At 70.0% G+C, this 14,928-nt stretch carries 16 protein-coding genes and 2 pseudogenes; 10 read left to right on the top strand and 8 right to left on the bottom strand.

Translation table 11 applies throughout. The features are described 5' to 3' along the window. Positions 1-80 precede the first annotated feature (80 nt). Complete coding sequence (locus ATL45_RS11710; RefSeq protein WP_093158069.1) at positions 81-713, bottom strand: permease prefix domain 1-containing protein; 633 nt, start codon at positions 711-713, stop codon at positions 81-83. Then, positions 710-1,039, bottom strand: a complete 330-nt coding sequence (locus ATL45_RS11705) for a helix-turn-helix transcriptional regulator (RefSeq protein WP_093158067.1) — start codon at positions 1,037-1,039, stop codon at positions 710-712. Before ATL45_RS11705 ends, ATL45_RS11710 begins: the two co-directional genes overlap by 4 nt. A 75-nt stretch (positions 1,040-1,114) precedes the next feature. Between ATL45_RS11705 and ATL45_RS11700 the strand changes: the two genes are divergently transcribed. Together ATL45_RS11700 and ATL45_RS11695 are read left to right on the top strand one after the other, a co-directional pair. Next, the gene (locus tag ATL45_RS11700) at positions 1,115-1,561 is read left to right on the top strand and encodes a hypothetical protein (RefSeq protein WP_093158066.1); all 447 of its coding nucleotides are present in this window, start codon (positions 1,115-1,117) and stop codon (positions 1,559-1,561) included. After that, the gene (locus ATL45_RS11695) at positions 1,562-1,801 is read left to right on the top strand and encodes a DUF3817 domain-containing protein (protein ID WP_093158064.1); all 240 of its coding nucleotides are present in this window, start codon (positions 1,562-1,564) and stop codon (positions 1,799-1,801) included. It abuts the gene before it with no gap. 80 nt (positions 1,802-1,881) lie between these two features. On the opposite strand, the gene ATL45_RS11690 is transcribed toward ATL45_RS11695, so the two are convergent. Then, positions 1,882-2,565, bottom strand: a complete 684-nt coding sequence (locus ATL45_RS11690; protein ID WP_093158063.1) for a hypothetical protein — start codon at positions 2,563-2,565, stop codon at positions 1,882-1,884. Positions 2,566-2,690: 125 nt separating this feature from the next. Between ATL45_RS11690 and ATL45_RS39605 the strand changes: the two genes are divergently transcribed. Both ATL45_RS39605 and ATL45_RS11680 read left to right on the top strand, forming a co-directional pair. Beyond that, complete coding sequence (locus ATL45_RS39605) at positions 2,691-3,689, top strand: sensor histidine kinase (RefSeq protein ID WP_093158061.1); 999 nt, start codon at positions 2,691-2,693, stop codon at positions 3,687-3,689. After that, positions 3,608-3,964: pseudogene (locus ATL45_RS11680) on the top strand (response regulator transcription factor); the annotation flags it as partial. The gene ATL45_RS39605 and the pseudogene ATL45_RS11680, both read left to right, overlap by 82 nt. Positions 3,965-3,984: 20 nt before the next feature. Here the strand turns inward: ATL45_RS11680 and ATL45_RS11675 are convergent. Together ATL45_RS11675 and ATL45_RS11670 are read right to left on the bottom strand one after the other, a co-directional pair. Beyond that, positions 3,985-4,605 carry a nitroreductase family protein gene (locus ATL45_RS11675; protein WP_093158060.1) on the bottom strand — a complete coding sequence of 207 codons (621 nt, stop codon included), beginning with the start codon at positions 4,603-4,605 and terminating at the stop codon, positions 3,985-3,987. A gap of 65 nt (positions 4,606-4,670) precedes the next feature. Beyond that, positions 4,671-5,879: a putative hexosyltransferase gene (locus ATL45_RS11670; protein WP_246025290.1), complete on the bottom strand. Its 1,209-nt coding sequence runs from the start codon at positions 5,877-5,879 to the stop codon at positions 4,671-4,673. A gap of 304 nt (positions 5,880-6,183) precedes the next feature. Between ATL45_RS11670 and ATL45_RS11665 the strand changes: the two genes are divergently transcribed. The 5 genes and pseudogenes from ATL45_RS11665 (at position 6,184) to ATL45_RS11645 (ending at position 12,290) form a co-directional block, all read left to right on the top strand. Beyond that, positions 6,184-7,449 carry an aspartate kinase gene (locus ATL45_RS11665; protein ID WP_093158057.1) on the top strand — a complete coding sequence of 422 codons (1,266 nt, stop codon included), beginning with the start codon at positions 6,184-6,186 and terminating at the stop codon, positions 7,447-7,449. After that, positions 7,449-8,501, top strand: coding sequence for an aspartate-semialdehyde dehydrogenase (locus ATL45_RS11660; RefSeq protein WP_093158055.1), 1,053 nt, complete (start codon positions 7,449-7,451; stop codon positions 8,499-8,501). The genes ATL45_RS11665 and ATL45_RS11660 overlap by 1 nt, the downstream gene beginning before the upstream one ends. Before the next feature lie 146 nt (positions 8,502-8,647). Then, positions 8,648-9,226, top strand: coding sequence for a Uma2 family endonuclease (locus tag ATL45_RS11655; protein ID WP_093158054.1), 579 nt, complete (start codon positions 8,648-8,650; stop codon positions 9,224-9,226). A gap of 38 nt (positions 9,227-9,264) precedes the next feature. Further along, the gene (locus tag ATL45_RS11650; RefSeq protein WP_093158052.1) at positions 9,265-10,740 is read left to right on the top strand and encodes a gluconokinase; all 1,476 of its coding nucleotides are present in this window, start codon (positions 9,265-9,267) and stop codon (positions 10,738-10,740) included. A gap of 88 nt (positions 10,741-10,828) precedes the next feature. Then, positions 10,829-12,290: pseudogene (locus tag ATL45_RS11645) on the top strand (catalase). A gap of 252 nt (positions 12,291-12,542) precedes the next feature. Here ATL45_RS11645 and ATL45_RS11640 read toward each other — a convergent pair. Both ATL45_RS11640 and ATL45_RS11630 read right to left on the bottom strand, forming a co-directional pair. Continuing rightward, positions 12,543-13,445: a CU044_5270 family protein gene (locus ATL45_RS11640; protein ID WP_093158051.1), complete on the bottom strand. Its 903-nt coding sequence runs from the start codon at positions 13,443-13,445 to the stop codon at positions 12,543-12,545. After that, complete coding sequence (locus tag ATL45_RS11630; protein ID WP_093158049.1) at positions 13,435-14,043, bottom strand: RNA polymerase sigma factor; 609 nt, start codon at positions 14,041-14,043, stop codon at positions 13,435-13,437. Before ATL45_RS11630 ends, ATL45_RS11640 begins: the two co-directional genes overlap by 11 nt. 135 nt (positions 14,044-14,178) lie before the next feature. Here ATL45_RS11630 and ATL45_RS11625 point away from each other — a divergent pair, with 135 nt between their 5' ends. Further along, the gene (locus ATL45_RS11625; RefSeq protein WP_093158048.1) at positions 14,179-14,445 is read left to right on the top strand and encodes a DUF1963 domain-containing protein; all 267 of its coding nucleotides are present in this window, start codon (positions 14,179-14,181) and stop codon (positions 14,443-14,445) included. A gap of 6 nt (positions 14,446-14,451) precedes the next feature. Here ATL45_RS11625 and ATL45_RS11620 read toward each other — a convergent pair whose 3' ends face one another. Further along, entirely contained in the window at positions 14,452-14,913 is a 462-nt protein-coding gene (locus ATL45_RS11620; RefSeq protein WP_093158046.1) for a GNAT family N-acetyltransferase, read from the bottom strand. Positions 14,914-14,928: the final 15 nt, after the last annotated feature.

Below are 14,928 nucleotides of genomic sequence, written 5' to 3'. Positions count from 1 at the left end.
TGCTATAGCAGCACAAACCACTCACGGGCGACCACCAGCGGAAACAGGGCAGCCGTCCGTGCTCGGAGCGATCAGCCGGGTTATTCGACCGGTAGGCGGGCGCATTCCCGGCAGGTGCGGGCCGATGCCGCCAGCACCACGTGCGAGCCCACCGCGACCACCGCCGTGAGCGCGATCGACGGCCACGTGCTGTCCAGCGGCGAGGTCGTGGCCAGCGCGAGCGCCGCGAACGGCATCGCCACGCTGGCCGTGCTGCTTGCCCAGCCCACCAGGGTCGGCAGGCCCTCCGGCGCCGGGACCCAGCGGGTGAGGAACCCGGTCGCGGCGAACGCCGCCGCGGCGAGCGTGGCCGCCGTCGCCGCGATGCCGATCATGAGCTGCGCCGCTGCCGGGAGCTGCCAGCCGCCGACCGTCCAGACCACGTGGCCGCAGGCGATCAGGAATCCGACCACGATGACGAGCTTGGCCGCGGTGAGCCGGGTCTGCGCGATCGTGAGTTCCTGCTGGCAGCTGGGCACGAGCTCCTCGACGGTGCCGAACTCGCGCAGCGCGCGCTCGACGGCCTGCTCGTGCGGCAGGCCGTGGTCGGAGTGGGCCGCGATGGTCTCGGCGAGGCCGTCGCGGATCTCGTCGACCATCCGGGCCTTGGCCCGGGCCGGTCCGCGAAGCGCTGCCGAGAGGTCTGCGACGTAGTGCTCGACGGGATCGCTCATATGGCGCGCCCGGGGTTGAGCACCGAACCGATCGCGCTGGTGAACTCGTCCCACGCGCTGCGCTCGGTGTCCAGGCCGCGGCGACCGGAGTCGGTGAGCTCGTAGCAGCGCCGTCGTCGCTCGCCGATGGATTGCCAGGTGCTGCGCAGGAACCCGAGGCGCTCCAGCCGGTTCAGCGCCGGGTAGATCGTGCCCGTGCGCAGCGCCAGCGCACCGCCGCTGCGGCGCTGCACAGCGGTGATGATCGCGTAGCCGTGCAGCGGGCCGGATTCGAGCACCGCGAGCAGCAGCCCGTCCAGGTGCCCTCGCACCGCATCAGCCCTCATAAGTCGAGAGCCTACACATCGAACATTGGCTGCGTATATGTTGGCAGGCAACATATAGAGCCGAGAGGGGCCAGCGTGACCAAGCTGCTGCTGTCGATACACGTGATCGCGGCGATCCTGGCGGTCGGACCGATCGCCGTCGCCGCCTCGATGTTCCCCCGCTTCGCCCGCCAAGCCGTCGACGACCAGGAGCGTTCCGCCGCGATCGCCGCGGTGCTGCACCGGATCTGCCGCGGATACGCGGTGTTCGGGATCGCCGTCCCGGTGTTCGGCGTCGCCACCGGTGCTCAGCTCGGCGTGTTGACCGACGCCTGGCTGCTCGTGTCGATCGCGCTCACCGCTGTCGCCGCCGCCGTCCTCGCGCTGGCGGTCCTGCCCGCCCAGCGCCGACTGCTCGACAAGCCGCGCGAGATGCTCGGCACGGTGGGTCGGCTGGCCATGATCACCGGCGTCTTCAACGTGCTCTGGGCGATCGTCGTGGTCCTGATGATCGTCCGCCCCGGCTCGACCACGGGAGCCTGAGTGCGCGCCCTCCGGATCGCCGCCGCGGCCGAGGCCGCATCCCTGGCACTCCTGCTGATCAACCTGTTCACGGTGCACATCGGCGGGGTGTCGTCGCTGGTCGGGCCGCTGCACGGCATGGCCTACCTGGTCGTCATCGCGGCCACGTTCCTGGTCCCGGCGCCGCCCGCGGCCCGCTGGCTCGCGCTCATCCCCGGTATCGGAGGCCTGCTCGCCCTGCGCCGTCTGCGCGACCACTAGCGCTCGGGTCCTCGGTGGTCAAAGGCCGTGAGCGTTTTGGGGCGCTATGGCGCCCCAAAACGCTCACGAGCGGTTCGGCATCAGCCGAGCGTTCCGACGGATGCCATCACGACGACCGCCGCTGCGGTGAGGGCGATTCGACGGACCGGCGTGCGGGGCGCGGTGCGCAGCTCCTGGTGGCCCAGCGACACCAGGGCCACCGCGAGTCCGGCCAGCGCGACCACCGACATCGCGGTGGTTCCTTTGAGGACACCGATCGGCAGCGCTGCCATCAGACCCAGCGCCACCGCCCGGAACGGCCCGAGAACCCCGGCCCGCCACGCGCCGAACGCCAGGACCACCCAGCCGGCCATGATCGCCGGGTTCAGCGCGCTCATCACGTGGTAGGCGCCGTAGGCATCGCTCACCAGGCTCGTCGCGGATGCCACGCCCCGCAGGTCCACCAGCTGGAAGGCCAGGTGGTCGACGCCGGCGTGGAACGCGCGGGCGAAAAGCCCGAAAACGGTCAGCATCCCGCCCCAGAGGGCCCAGCCGGGACGGGTTTCGCCGATCCGCACCGCCAGCAGCACCACACCCGGCCACAGCACCACGTTGCCGATCAGGAACGCGCCGTAGGCGACCTGGATCAGCACCGGTTCGGCGGCGAAGGCCGCGAGCTGGTCCGGGAAGAAGAAGTCGTGCCCGGCCCGAAGCAGAGCTCCGGCCAGCATGAGCAGCGGCCCGAGAACCAGTGCGAGCCCGCCGGGGAAGCGAGTGTGCGTCATGCGGTGAACTCTCGGCCGCCGAGCCCGTCCGGGCATCGGGCCGAGGTACGGATTCCCGCGTCATACCCGGGTATGACCTGCCTCGGTCCGATGAACACCGTCGACGGCGCGATTAGTGTCGCGATGTGCTCGCCAACCGCCTCGTCCTCGTCGATGCCGCTGTGGGCGTGGCGATCACCGCCGCATACGTCTCGTTCGCGATGCTGGAGCCCACCGACGGGCTGCCGGTCTTCGTCGGCCCGGCATGGCTCGGCTGGGTGGTCGCGGCGGCGGTCGGCCTGCCGGTCGCAGCCCGCCGCAGATGGCCGTTGCCGGTGCTCGCCGTCGTGGTGGTGGCTTCCGCGTCGGCGACGTTGCTCGACATCACCCGCGAGCCCTACATCGCCACGGCCCTCGCTCTGCACGCCGTTGGGCGGTACGAGCCGCCGCGGCGCTCGTTGCCCGCAGCGCTCATCGCGCTGCTCGTGGTCGCGATCGGACTCGTCGCGGGAGAGGCCTTTCTCACGCCTTCCGGCAGCATCGCCGATTCGTCAGGGCTGGTCGGCCTCTTCGGGCTGCTGTCCGGTGGTGCCTGGGCTGCCGGTGCGCACTTCCGGCAGCGCGACGCCGCCGCCGAACGCGAGACGCAGCACATCCGAGCCGAGGAACGGCTGCGGATCGCTCGGGAACTGCACGACATCGTCTCGCACAACCTGAGCCTCATCGCGGTGCAGGCAGGCGTCGCCAACCACATCGCCGAGCAGCGGCCCGCCGAAGCCCGGGAAGCGCTGCGCAGCATCGAGAGCACCAGTCGCAGCGCGCTGCTGGAGATGCGCGACATGCTCGGAGTGCTCCGGTTCGCGCCCGCCGAACCGCTGCCCCGCCAACCGGTTCCGGACCTCGCGGCGCTGCGCGGGCTCGTCGATCGCACGATCGACGCCGGAGTGACCGTCGACCTGGAGATCACCGGAACCGGGAATCCGCCCTCCGGCGTCGCGCTGGCCGTCTACCGGATCGTGCAGGAATCGCTCACCAACGTCGTCAAGCACGCCGCTCCGGCGAACTGCGCTGTTCCCCGCCCGCCGACCTGCTCGCCGCGATCCGGGTGGTGGCGGCAGGCGACGGGCTGCTGGCGCCGTCGGTGACCCGGCGGCTGATCGCGGAGTTCGCCCGGAGTCCGAAGCCGCCCGCGATCCCGGCCAGCGCCCTGAACTCGCTGACCGGCCGGGAGCTCGAAGTGCTCGCTCTGGTGGCCCGCGGCTTGTCCAACGCCGAGCTGACCGAACGCCTGCACCTGACGATGCCGACGGTGAAGACCCACATCGGCCGACTGCTCGCCAAGCTGCACGCCCGGGACCGGGCCCAACTCGTGATCGCGGCCTACGAAACCGGCCTGATCACGCCGCGAACCCCGCGCTGACGCGCAAGCTGGTCGCGGGCTCAGAACCGCGGCCGGCCCCAGTCGGTGAAGACGAGCTCCGCCAGGGGCTTGCGGATGCGGGGGCGGAGCTCCTTCTCCTGCAGCCGCTCGGGCATGCCCGCCAAGGTCCCCAGGCCGCCGACCGCGACGGCCACGACCGGCTCGAACTCGGCCGGGACGCCGAACTCCGCGCGCACCGCGTCCCGGTCGAACCCGGCCATCTGGTGCCCGTAGAGGCCCTCGGCGACGGCCTGCAGCACCAGGTTCTGCGTCGCCAGCGCCACGCCGTACTCGCCGTAGGGCAGCGGCTCGCCGTCGTCGTCGACCAGCTGCGCCACGCCGATCGCCAGCGCGGCGGCGTTGCTGGTCCAGCCCTTGTTGCCGCGCGACAGCGTGCCGTGGATGCGGTCGAAGGCCGGCTCGCCGCGCCGCGCCGCGATGTAGCGCGCGGGCTGGGTGTTGCCCCACGACGGCGCCCACCGGGCGGCCTCGAACAGCGCGGTGAACTGCTCGTCGCTCAACGTCGTCGACGGATCCATCGCGCGCGGGCTCCAGCGCTCCGCCAGCAGCGGGTGCACCGGCACGGACGTCTGCGCGGGCTTGCTCGCCGGAACCTCGACCGTGTAGTCCTCAGCGGTCACGGGACACCTCCCAGGTCGTCGCCCAGCGAGTCTGTCGACCGCGCCCGCCGCTGTCCACCGCAGGCTCAGATCGCGTACTGCCAGGCCGTGAGCGAGTAGGCGCCGAACCACGAGCCGAAGAACACCAGCAGCACCGCGACCGTCACCGCAGTGGTCGTCCGGCGCCGCGCCAGCCCGATCGCCACCGGGATGAGCAGCGGGAACGCCGGCAGCATCAGGCGCACCTTCGAGTACATCAAGCCGTCCGAGCCCAGGTCCAGCACCAGCACCGCGGCGGCGAACACCAGCAGCGGCCACGGCATCCGCTGCCGCAGGCAGAGCACCATCAGCACCAGCGCGGCCAGCACGACCCACGTCGTGAACGTCTCGAAGACCGACTTCTCCGTGGTCAGCGACTCCAGCAGGAACTGCCCGGTGGCGACACCGCCGTCGAACTGGGACGACCAGCCGCGCTGCTGGAGCGCGAAGTAGCCGGTCGGGTTGCCGGTCTGGATCCCCACCCAGCCGATGTAGAGCAGCATCCCGCTCGGCGCGAGCAGCATCGCCAGCCACGGGCGCCAGGTGTCCTTCCGCTGCACGATGGCGACCAGCGCGGCGAGCCCGATCACGCCGATCAGCGCCGCTGCGGTCGGCCGCACCAGGCCGGCGGCCGCGCAGCACAGCCCGGCCAGCAGCCAGTTCCGCTCGATGACCCCGATCAGCGCCCAGATCGCCAGCGCGCAGAACAGCGCCTCCGAGTAGGCCATCGACAGCACCACCGACATCGGCGCCGCGGCGAACAGCACCACCAGCAGCAGCCCGACGCCCTCGGAACCGCCGATCCGGCGGCCCAGCCGCGCCAGCCCGTAGGCCGCGGCCACCCCGCAGGCCAGGCTCGCGGTGATCGCGCCGCCGGTCGCGCTGACGCCCGGGATCAGCGCGAACGCCATGATCAGCAGCGGGTAGCCGGGGAAGAAGGCCAGCGGCGTCTCCGGGTACCGGTTCCCGAAGCCGTCGACCATGCTCGGGTCCACGCCGCCGTAACCGTTCTGGGCGATCTCCAGGTACCACTGCCCGTCCCAGGCGCGCAGGTTGTCCAGGATCGCTTCGTCGTTGGCCGCGGACAGCCAGGCGAGCACCAGCAGGCCGACCAGACGAATTGCGAGGTAAACCACAGCCGGCGCGATGGCGACGATCAGCCGACGCCGTTGCGGCGAGCCGTCCAACAGCCGGTCCAGCGCCGTGCCTCCGGATTGTTTCCGCTGGATAGCGGGGCTGTTTCCGAGATTCCCCATGGGCGGCTCGATCGCACCTGGAGTGGTGGGCAACCCAGTCCTCCGCGCTTGTCGACAATCGAGTCTCACAGGGTAGTGGCGACCGCTGGGGCTGGGGTCGGGCGGTGTCGGTTCGGTAGGCTAGTCCGGCAGCGGAGCGACCTGGTAGAAGGCCGTTTCGGCCGGTAGCGGCCGACGCTGTCGACTGCTCGGTCGCTGGGGCAACCTACGCGCCGCGGCGCGTTGGCGCTCTTCGTCCACCGGTGTCAGTGCGGGGACAACCCGTGCCCGGGGCGACCGCAGCGGTCGAGGAGGTTTGTTTCACGTGGCGCTCGTCGTCCAGAAGTACGGCGGATCCTCGCTTGAGAGTGCCGATCGCATCAAACGGGTCGCCGAACGCATCGTCGAGACCCGCAAGGCGGGCAACGACGTCGTGGTCGTGTGCTCGGCGATGGGAGACACCACTGACGAGCTGCTCGACCTCGCCAAACAGGTCAACCCAGCTCCACCGGAGCGCGAACTCGACATGCTGCTGACCGCCGGGGAGAGGATCTCCAACGCGCTGGTCGCGATGGCCATCGAGTCGCTCGGTGCGGAAGCCCGCTCGTTCTCCGGGTCGCAGGCCGGGGTGATCACCACCTCGGCGCACCAGAACGCCCGGATCATCGACGTCACCCCCGGACGCGTGCAGGAGGCGCTGGACCAGGGCCAGGTCGTCCTGGTCGCCGGCTTCCAGGGTGTGGCGCAGGACACCAAGGACATCACGACGCTCGGCCGGGGCGGCTCGGACACCACCGCGGTCGCGGTGGCCGCGGCCATGAACGCCGACGTGTGCGAGATCTACACCGACGTCGACGGCATCTACACCGCCGACCCGCGCATCGTGCCCAACGCCAAGCACCTCGAGCACATCACCTACGAGGAGATGCTGGAGATGGCGGCCACCGGCGCGAAGGTGCTGCACCTGCGCGCCGTGGAGTACGCGCGCCGCTACGGCGTCCCGCTGCACGTCCGCTCTTCTTACTCGCCCAAGCCCGGTACGACCGTGTCCGGCTCAGTGGAGGATCTTTCCGTGGAACAGGCCATGATCACCGGCGTCTCGCACGACCGGTCCGAGGCGAAGGTCACCGTGCGCGGTGTGCCCGACAACCCCGGCGTCGCGGGCCGCATCTTCCGCGTGGTCGCCGACGCCGAGATCGACATCGACATGGTGCTGCAGAACGTCTCCAGCACCGACTCGGGTCTCACCGACATCACCTTCACCGTGGCGCGCAGCAACGGTGCGGTGGCGGTCGCCGAGCTGGAGAAGATCCAGGAGGAAGTCGGCTTCTACAAGGTCGTCTACGACGACGAGGTCGGCAAGGTCTCGCTGGTCGGCGCCGGGATGCGGTCGCACCCGGGCGTCACCGCGACGTTCTGCGAGGCGCTGTCCAACGCCGGGGTGAACATCGACATCATCAACACCTCGGAGATCCGCATCTCGGTGCTGATCCAGGACACCCAGCTCGACGACGCCGTGCGCGCGCTGCACGAGGCGTTCGAGCTCGGTGGCGATGAAGAAGCTGTTGTGTACGCGGGGAGTGGTCGCTGATGGCGCCGACGCTGGCAATCGTGGGTGCGACCGGCGCGGTCGGCACCGTGATGATCGACATCATCAACAACCGCGAGACGGTGCCGTGGGGCGAGATCCGGTTGATCGCCTCCGCGCGGTCGGCGGGCAAGAAGATCACCGTGCGCGGCCAGGAGCACACCGTGGTGGAGCTCGCGCCGGAGGCGTTCGACGGCGTGGACATCGCGCTGTTCGACGTGCCGGACGAGGTCTCCGCGCAGTGGGCCCCGGTGGCGGCCGAGCGCGGCGCGATCGCGGTGGACAACTCCGGTGCGTTCCGGATGGACCCCGAGGTGCCGCTGGTGGTGCCCGAGGTCAACGCGGAGAAGGCGAACGAGCGGCCCAAGGGCATCATCGCCAACCCGAACTGCACCACGCTGTCGATGATGGCGGCGCTGGGCGCGCTGCACCGCGAGTTCGGCCTGCGCGAGCTGGTCGTCTCCTCCTACCAGGCCGCTTCCGGTGCTGGTCAGGAAGGCATCGACCGGCTGCAGGCGGAGATCGCCGCGGTGGCGGGCAAGGGCGTCGGGGAGCGCGCCGGTGACGTCGCCGAGGCGCTGGCCGCGGCCGGGCTGCCCGCGGAGACGCCGTTCAAGGCTCCGCTGGCGCTGAACGTGGTGCCGTGGGCCGGTTCCCGCAAGGACGACGGCTGGACCTCCGAGGAGCTCAAGGTCCGCAACGAGTCCCGCAAGATCCTGGGCATCCCGGACCTGAAGGTCTCCGCGACCTGCGTCCGGGTGCCGGTGGTGACCACGCACTCGCTGGCGGTGCACGCCACCTTCGAGCGCGAGGTGACCGTGGAGCAGGCGCACCGGTTGTTCGAGGCGCAGCCGACGATCGTGCTGCAGGACGACCACGACAACGGCGTGTTCCCGACCCCGGCCGGCGTGGTCGGCGAGGACCCGACCTACGTGGGCCGCGTCCGCCAGGCGCTGGACTTCCCGAACACGCTGGACTTCTTCGTCTGCGGTGACAACCTCCGCAAGGGCGCGGCGCTCAACACCTACGAGATCGCCGAAACCCTCGCGAAGTAAGCCCCGGCTCGACAGGGCGCCTTCCTCCTGGCTTCGGGAGGAAGGCGCTTTTTCGTTGCGCGACAACGGATTCAAGATTCATTCGAACGTGTGTTCATTCCTAATTCTCCTTGAACCCGCGGCGCCCCATTCGCCACTGTGGACCCATGAAACCCATTACGTGGCCTGACCACCTGCTGACCCTGACCGAATACGCGGCGCTCCCCGAGGACCGCTCACGCCACTACGAACTGCAGGAAGGAGTGCTGACCGGCGCGCCTCGGCCCGGTACGTGGCACCAACGTGTCGCGTACTCGATGGCCTTTGAACTGGAAGATGTGCTGCCGGATGAATGGGAACCGATATGCGGAATGGAAGTCGTCGTGGAGGAACGATGGCCGCCCACCGTTCGGGTGCCGGATGTGGCCATCGTGCCGACCAGGTTGATCGACCAGGACATGCAGATGCTGTCCGCGTCGGATCTCCTCGGCGTAGTCGAGGTGAGCGTGCCAGGTTCCAGGACGCTCGACACCGTGACGAAGTGCAGCGAGTACGCCACGGCGGGGATTCCCCTCTACTGGCAAGTTGATCCGGAGCCATCGGTGACGCTCACCGACTACCGTCTCGCTGGTGACGTTTACCGCATCGCTTGGCGAGGTGGCGGTCGGTTCACCTCGACCGAGTCCGTGCGGATGTGCCTTGACCTGGAGCTGCTCGGGCATCGGCGGTCCGGGGGTGTGCCCTGAGCGAATCGGTTGCTGCGTTCGGCGGATAGGTTGGGGGCATGAGCCCTGCCCCGGTTGTTCTCGGCATCGATCTCGGCACCACGGCGACGAAGGTCGTCGCGGCTGGCACCGACGCTCGGGTGCTGCACCAGACCGAGCGCGGTTACCCGCTGCGGACCGACGAGTCCGGTGAGGCGACGCAGGACGCCCTGCAGGTGCGGGACGCCGCCATCGAAGCGTTGGCCGAGTGCGTGGCATGGGCGAAGGAGCACGGGCACGAGGTGGCCGGGCTGTCCTTCAGCACCGCCATGCACACGCTGGTCGGGCTCGACTCGTCCGGCGCTCCGGCCACGCCGGCCTTCAACTGGGCGGACACCCGTGCGGCCGACGTCGCGGCGCGGATCCGGTCCGACCGCGACGCGGCTTCGGCGCTGCACCGTGCGACCGGTACTCCGGTCCACACCCAGTCGGTCATGGTCAAGCTGGCCTGGCTGACCGGGAGTCAGGCCGACCTCACCCGTGACGTGGTGCGCTGGTGCGCGCTGAAGGACTTCGTGGTCGCGGACTTCGTCGGGGAGCTCGTCACCGAGTACTCGCTGAGCTCCGGGAGCGGGCTGCAGAGCATGTCGACGTTGCAGTGGCACGAACCGGCGCTGGAGGTCGCGGGCGTCCGCGCCGAGCAGCTGCCGGAGATCCACTCGCCGACGACGACCATGCCGCTGACAGCGCAGGTGGCCCAGGCCGTCGGGCTGCCCGAGGGCTTACCGGTGGTGCTCGGCGGTGGCGACGGTCCGCTGGCCAACCTCGGCGTCGGTGCGGTGCAGCCAGGCGTGGCCGCGCTCTCGCTGGGCACCAGCGGGGCGCTCCGCGTGACCCGGGACAAGCCCGGCGTCGACGAGCGCTGCCGGACGTTCAGCTACGCGCTGGCCGACGGGCTGTGGGTGATCGGCGGTGCCGTGAGCAACGGCGGGGTCGCCGCCCAGTGGGCGTCCGAGGCGTTCGGCGTGGACGTGGCCGAGCTGCTCGACGAAGCGGCGGCCGTGCCGCCCGGAGCGGAGGGGCTGATCGCCCTGCCGTACCTGCTCGGCGAGCGGGCGCCGTGGTGGGAACCGGGCCTGACCGGCTCGTTCCTGGGCCTGCGGCGTTCGCACGGCCGCGCCGAGATGACCCGCGCGGTCGTCGAAGGCGTGGCGCAGCAGCTCGCGCTGGTGCTCGACGCGGTGCGCGACTCCGGTGCGGAGGTCCGCGCGGTGCGGGCCACCGGCGGTGGCTTCCGGAGCCGGGTCTGGGCGGACGCCATCGCGGCGGCGCTCGACATCGACCTGGACCTGGCGGAGGGCAGCGGCGGCTCCGGGCTCGGCGCGGTGCTGCTCGGGTGGCGGGCTCTGGGCGAGTTCGATTCACTGGAGCGCGCCGCCGAACTGGTCGTGCCGGAAGGAAGGGCGACCCCCGACCCGGCGGCCGCGCGTTTGATGGCGCGTCGCCGAGCGGTGGTCGAGCGGATCTACGAAACCCTGCGCGACCTGCCGATATAGGGGTGGTCTCCGGACTCGTCCCGCGTGGTGGCGCGCTGCCCCGACTGCCGGTCCTCGGTACCGGGCCCGCAGGGCCTCAGCCACCACCATGAGGAGGACGATCGTGAGTTCGGCACGACCCACGACGACCAACGCAGGCATCCGGGTGGCCAGCGACGACCACTCGCTGACCGCCGGCCCGAACGGCCCCGTTCTGCTGCAGGACCACTACCTGATCGAGAAGAACGCGCAGTTCAACCGCGAGCGGGTGCCCGAGCGCGTGGTGCACGCCAAGGGCGGCGGTGCGTTCGGCTTCTTCGAGGTCACCGAGGACGTCAGCCAGTTCACCAGGGCTGCGGTGTTCCAGCCGGGAACGAGGACCGACACGCTGGTGCGCTACTCCTCGGTCGCCGGTGAGCTGGGCTCGCCGGACACCTGGCGCGACCCGCGCGGCACCGCGATGAAGTTCTACACCAGCGAGGGCAACTACGACCTCGTCGGCAACAACACCCCGGTGTTCTTCATCCCGCGACGCGATCAAGTTCCCGGACTTCATCCGCTCGCAGAAGCGCCGCGCCGACAACCACCTGCGCGACCACGACATGCAGTGGGACTTCTGGAGCCGGTGCCCGGAGTCGGCGCACCAGGTGACCTGGCTGATGGGCGACCGCGGCATCCCGCGCACCTGGCGCAACATGAACATGTACGGCTCGCACACCTACTCGTGGATCAACGGGGCGGGCGAGAAGTTCTGGGTGAAGTACCACTTCAAGACCGACCAGGGCCACGACTTCCTGACCCAGGAAGAAGCAAGCAGGCTGGCCGGTGAGGACGCCGACCACCACATCCGCGACCTGTGGACCGCGATCAAGTCGGGCGAGCACCCGAGCTGGACGCTGCACGTCCAGGTCATGCCGTTCGAGGACGCCGCGGACTACCGGTTCAACCCGTTCGACCTGACCAAGGTGTGGCCGCACGGCGACTACCCGCTGATCGAGGTCGGGCGGTTCGTGCTGAACCGCAACCCGGACAACTACTTCGCCCAGATCGAGCAGGCCGCCTTCGAGCCGTCCAACATGGTGCCCGGCGTGGGCGCGTCCCCGGACAAGATGCTGCAGGGCAGGCTGTTCTCCTACCCGGACGCGCACCGCTACCGGATCGGCACCAACTACACGGACCTGCCGGTCAACCAGCCGATCGCACCGGTGAACAGCTATTCCAAGGACGGCGCGATGCGGTTCAGCATCGGGTCGGACCCGGTGTACGTGCCGAACTCCTACGACGGCCCGCGCGCTGATCCGGCCTACGGCAACGACGACTCGGCCGCCGGGATCGAGCACGAGGTGATCCGCTCGGCGTACCGGCTGCACTCCGAGGACGACGACTTCGGCCAGCCCGGTGCGATGGTCCGCAACGTCTTCAACGACGCGGAGCGGGCGCGGTTCGTGGACAACGTGGCGGGCCACCTCTCGGGTGGTGTGTCCAAGCCGGTCCTGGAGCGGGCGCTGGACTACTGGCGCAGCGTCGACAAGGACACCGGCGACAAGATCGCCGCCAAGGTCCAGGGCTGACCGCGGCGACGCTGCTGACCACGTGCTCATGTCCCGGGTCGGCTCCCAAGACATCAGCTTTTCCCGCAGATTTCGGCAACCACGCGGTACAATCCACTGTGGACAATACGGTCGTGGTGATGAGCGGATCGCGATTGCCCGGGATCTCCAGCTCCCGGGCAATCGCGGCTTCCGGAATCGAGGCGATTCCGCTGAGAACCAGCTGGGCCGAGCAGGTTCTCGGCGCCCTGCGGGCAACCGCCGCAGGGCGGATCAGGGAAGCTGGCCGACCTCGTCCACGATCGCGTATTCCATCCGCGCCTCGAACTCCGTACCCAGGAAGGCGTAGCTGTCGCGGTCGAAGATCAGCATGTGCGGGGTGCCGTCCGAGCTGGGGAAGGAGATCCCGATGCCAGGCCTGCCGCTCGGGTCCGCCACGTCCCGGACCACCGTGATGCCGGGAATCTTGGCGGCGGCTTCGAAGAGCGCCGCTCGCGACTCCGGCCGCATGTACTGCCTGGAGATGAGGTGCCGGACAGCCTCGCCCATGTGGTAGGCGCTGTTCGGATCGCGCGTGTGCCCCGGTTCCTTCAGATAGGCCAGCATCGCGTCGGCATCGGTCGGCAGGTCCGGGATGTAGCGGGGATCCGGAGTGCAGCTCTCGAACTCGCCCGGGATGGGCTCCGGGCCCTTGTAAACAGCGGCTTTGCCGTCCCGGCAGCCTGGATGCGTTCCCGGCTCCTCCCCGTACTGCGCGTAGCGGCCGTCGTGCGTCCCGTCGACCGAACTCCAGGACTCGTGAGTGCCGTAGACGTTCTCGGCCCGCATGTAGACGAACTGATCCGGCCGTGGCGGGGTGAAGGGGGCCTTCAGCGCCGCGTCGGCCGCGCTGTGCAGCACTTGGGCCGCCTCGGCGCTCGCGACCGGTGCTCCGCCGCCGACTTCGCCTGCCGGGGCGAGCGCGAGAACACCGGAGATCGCTGCGGCGAGGCCGACGGTCATCCCGGTCGGCCAGGCCCAGCGCCGTCCCCAGCTCCGCTTCGCGGGCGCTGAACCGGCGCGTTCCGCGGCCGCGGCGACGACCAGCCGGTTTCGCGCCGGCAGGAGCTGCCTTCGGTCGGGAAGCGGGGTGGAGTCGCCGAACTCCTTGATCAGCTTCATCTCGTCAACGTCCATTGCGAACGACCTCCTGGCGGTTCGAGGTGCTGCCTTCGGCGGTGAGCACGGCGCGAGTCTTCTTCCGGGCCCGGTTCAGGCGCGACCGCACGGTGCCGACCGGAATTCCCAGCGCGGTCGCGACTTCCTCGTACGACAGGTCCTCCCAGGCGACGAGAAGCAGGACATCGCGGTCCTTCTGCGACAACTTCGCCAGCGCGGCGCCGAGCACGGGCCCCATGGCCTGCGCGCTGACCTGCGCGGCGACCCGGTCCGCGTGGCCGAGCTCGTCCGGCACCGGAGCGATGGCGTTGCGGTACCGGTAGGTGCGTTCTTCCTGGCGGCGGTGCTGGCTGACCACCTTCGTCGCGATCCCGTACAGCCACGGCCTGGCATCCGCCCTGCCCGGGTCGTAGCCCTGCCGCTTGCGGAAGGCGATCAGGAACGTCTCGGCCACCAGGTCGTCGGCCATGTCCCCGCCGACGCGGCGGGCGAGGTACCGGTGGATCAGCGGCGCGTGCCGGTCGAATATCGCGGCGAAGTGGTCGGGATCCCGCGTCGATCTCCCGATGATCGAAGCGTCGTCCTCGACGTCGCCGTCGAGCGCTGGTGAACTCATGGATGCCCTTCCCCGTCCGTCCTCGTACATCCTGTTCTCCGCACGAGAGCGGAATCCGGTTCACGGGCGATCCGGGCGCGCACCTCCGCCGAAGCCGCGGAAAGCGCCGAGCCCGTCGCGTTCCTGTGCTGGGATGTGCGGATCGACCTGTTCACCGGGAAGCACCTGGGCGACGAGTATCCGGCAGGCGGTGTCGATCAAGCCTTCGGCTGGCCGCTGTCGGTGCAGCCGGGCGATCCGCTCCCGGACCGCCGGGGCGAGTACACGCATCTCCTCCGGCTCTCCAGCAACATCGGCGGCTGGGAGTTCCCGGAAGGCGGGTCGCTGCACTTCCTCATCCCGACGCAGGCGCTCCGCGAAGGTGATTTCTCCGAGGTGCTCGTCGCTTTCGACGACGGCTAGGGCGCATCAGACCCGTCGGGGCAGCGGGACGCCGAGGTAGACCGTGAGCGGGTCGTCCGCGTAGTAGCCGAACGGCTCGACCTCTGTGTACCCGGCCGAGCGGTACAGGGCGAGCGCTGCCGGGTGTCGCTGATTGGTCTCCAGCACCATCTCCACAGCTCCGTCCGCCGCGGCCGCGTTCTCCAACCACGTGAGGATCGCGCGGGAGTAGCCGTTGCCCCGGTGCTCGTCGGGCACGTACATGCGCTTGAGCTCGGCACGTCCGCCGTCCCGCCGGCGCCAACCGCCCATCGCCACGGCGGTTCCGCCTTCGTAACCGACGCAGAAACCCCCGCTCGGCGGGCTGAACTGGGCGGCGTCGGCAGGGGATTCGTCCGGGGCGCCGTAGATCCGCGTGTACTCGGCCTGCAACCGCTCCACGAACGCGGTCACGTCGAGGTGGTCGTAAGCGCGCTGGACGATGTGCACCGCAACTCTCCAAAT

This window comes from Saccharopolyspora antimicrobica (genome assembly GCF_003635025.1).
In the GTDB taxonomy this organism is placed as follows: domain Bacteria; phylum Actinomycetota; class Actinomycetes; order Mycobacteriales; family Pseudonocardiaceae; genus Saccharopolyspora; species Saccharopolyspora antimicrobica.
This window is presented reverse-complemented; position numbering and strand designations above follow the sequence as displayed.

Excerpts from the sequence above, each read along its gene's own strand:
- ATL45_RS11690 (WP_093158063.1), bottom strand. The coding sequence starts at position 2,565 with ATGACGCACACTCGCTTCCCCGGCGGGCTCGCACTGGTTCTCGGGCCG.
- ATL45_RS11650 (WP_093158052.1), top strand. The coding sequence starts at position 9,265 with ATGAGCCCTGCCCCGGTTGTTCTCGGCATCGATCTCGGCACCACGGCG.
- ATL45_RS11630 (WP_093158049.1), bottom strand. The coding sequence starts at position 14,043 with ATGAGTTCACCAGCGCTCGACGGCGACGTCGAGGACGACGCTTCGATC.
- ATL45_RS11660 (WP_093158055.1), top strand. The coding sequence starts at position 7,449 with ATGGCGCCGACGCTGGCAATCGTGGGTGCGACCGGCGCGGTCGGCACC.
- ATL45_RS11705 (WP_093158067.1), bottom strand. The coding sequence starts at position 1,039 with ATGAGGGCTGATGCGGTGCGAGGGCACCTGGACGGGCTGCTGCTCGCG.
- ATL45_RS11710 (WP_093158069.1), bottom strand. The coding sequence starts at position 713 with ATGAGCGATCCCGTCGAGCACTACGTCGCAGACCTCTCGGCAGCGCTT.
- ATL45_RS11670 (WP_246025290.1), bottom strand. The coding sequence starts at position 5,879 with ATGGGGAATCTCGGAAACAGCCCCGCTATCCAGCGGAAACAATCCGGA.
- ATL45_RS11655 (WP_093158054.1), top strand. The coding sequence starts at position 8,648 with ATGAAACCCATTACGTGGCCTGACCACCTGCTGACCCTGACCGAATAC.
- ATL45_RS11640 (WP_093158051.1), bottom strand. The coding sequence starts at position 13,445 with ATGGACGTTGACGAGATGAAGCTGATCAAGGAGTTCGGCGACTCCACC.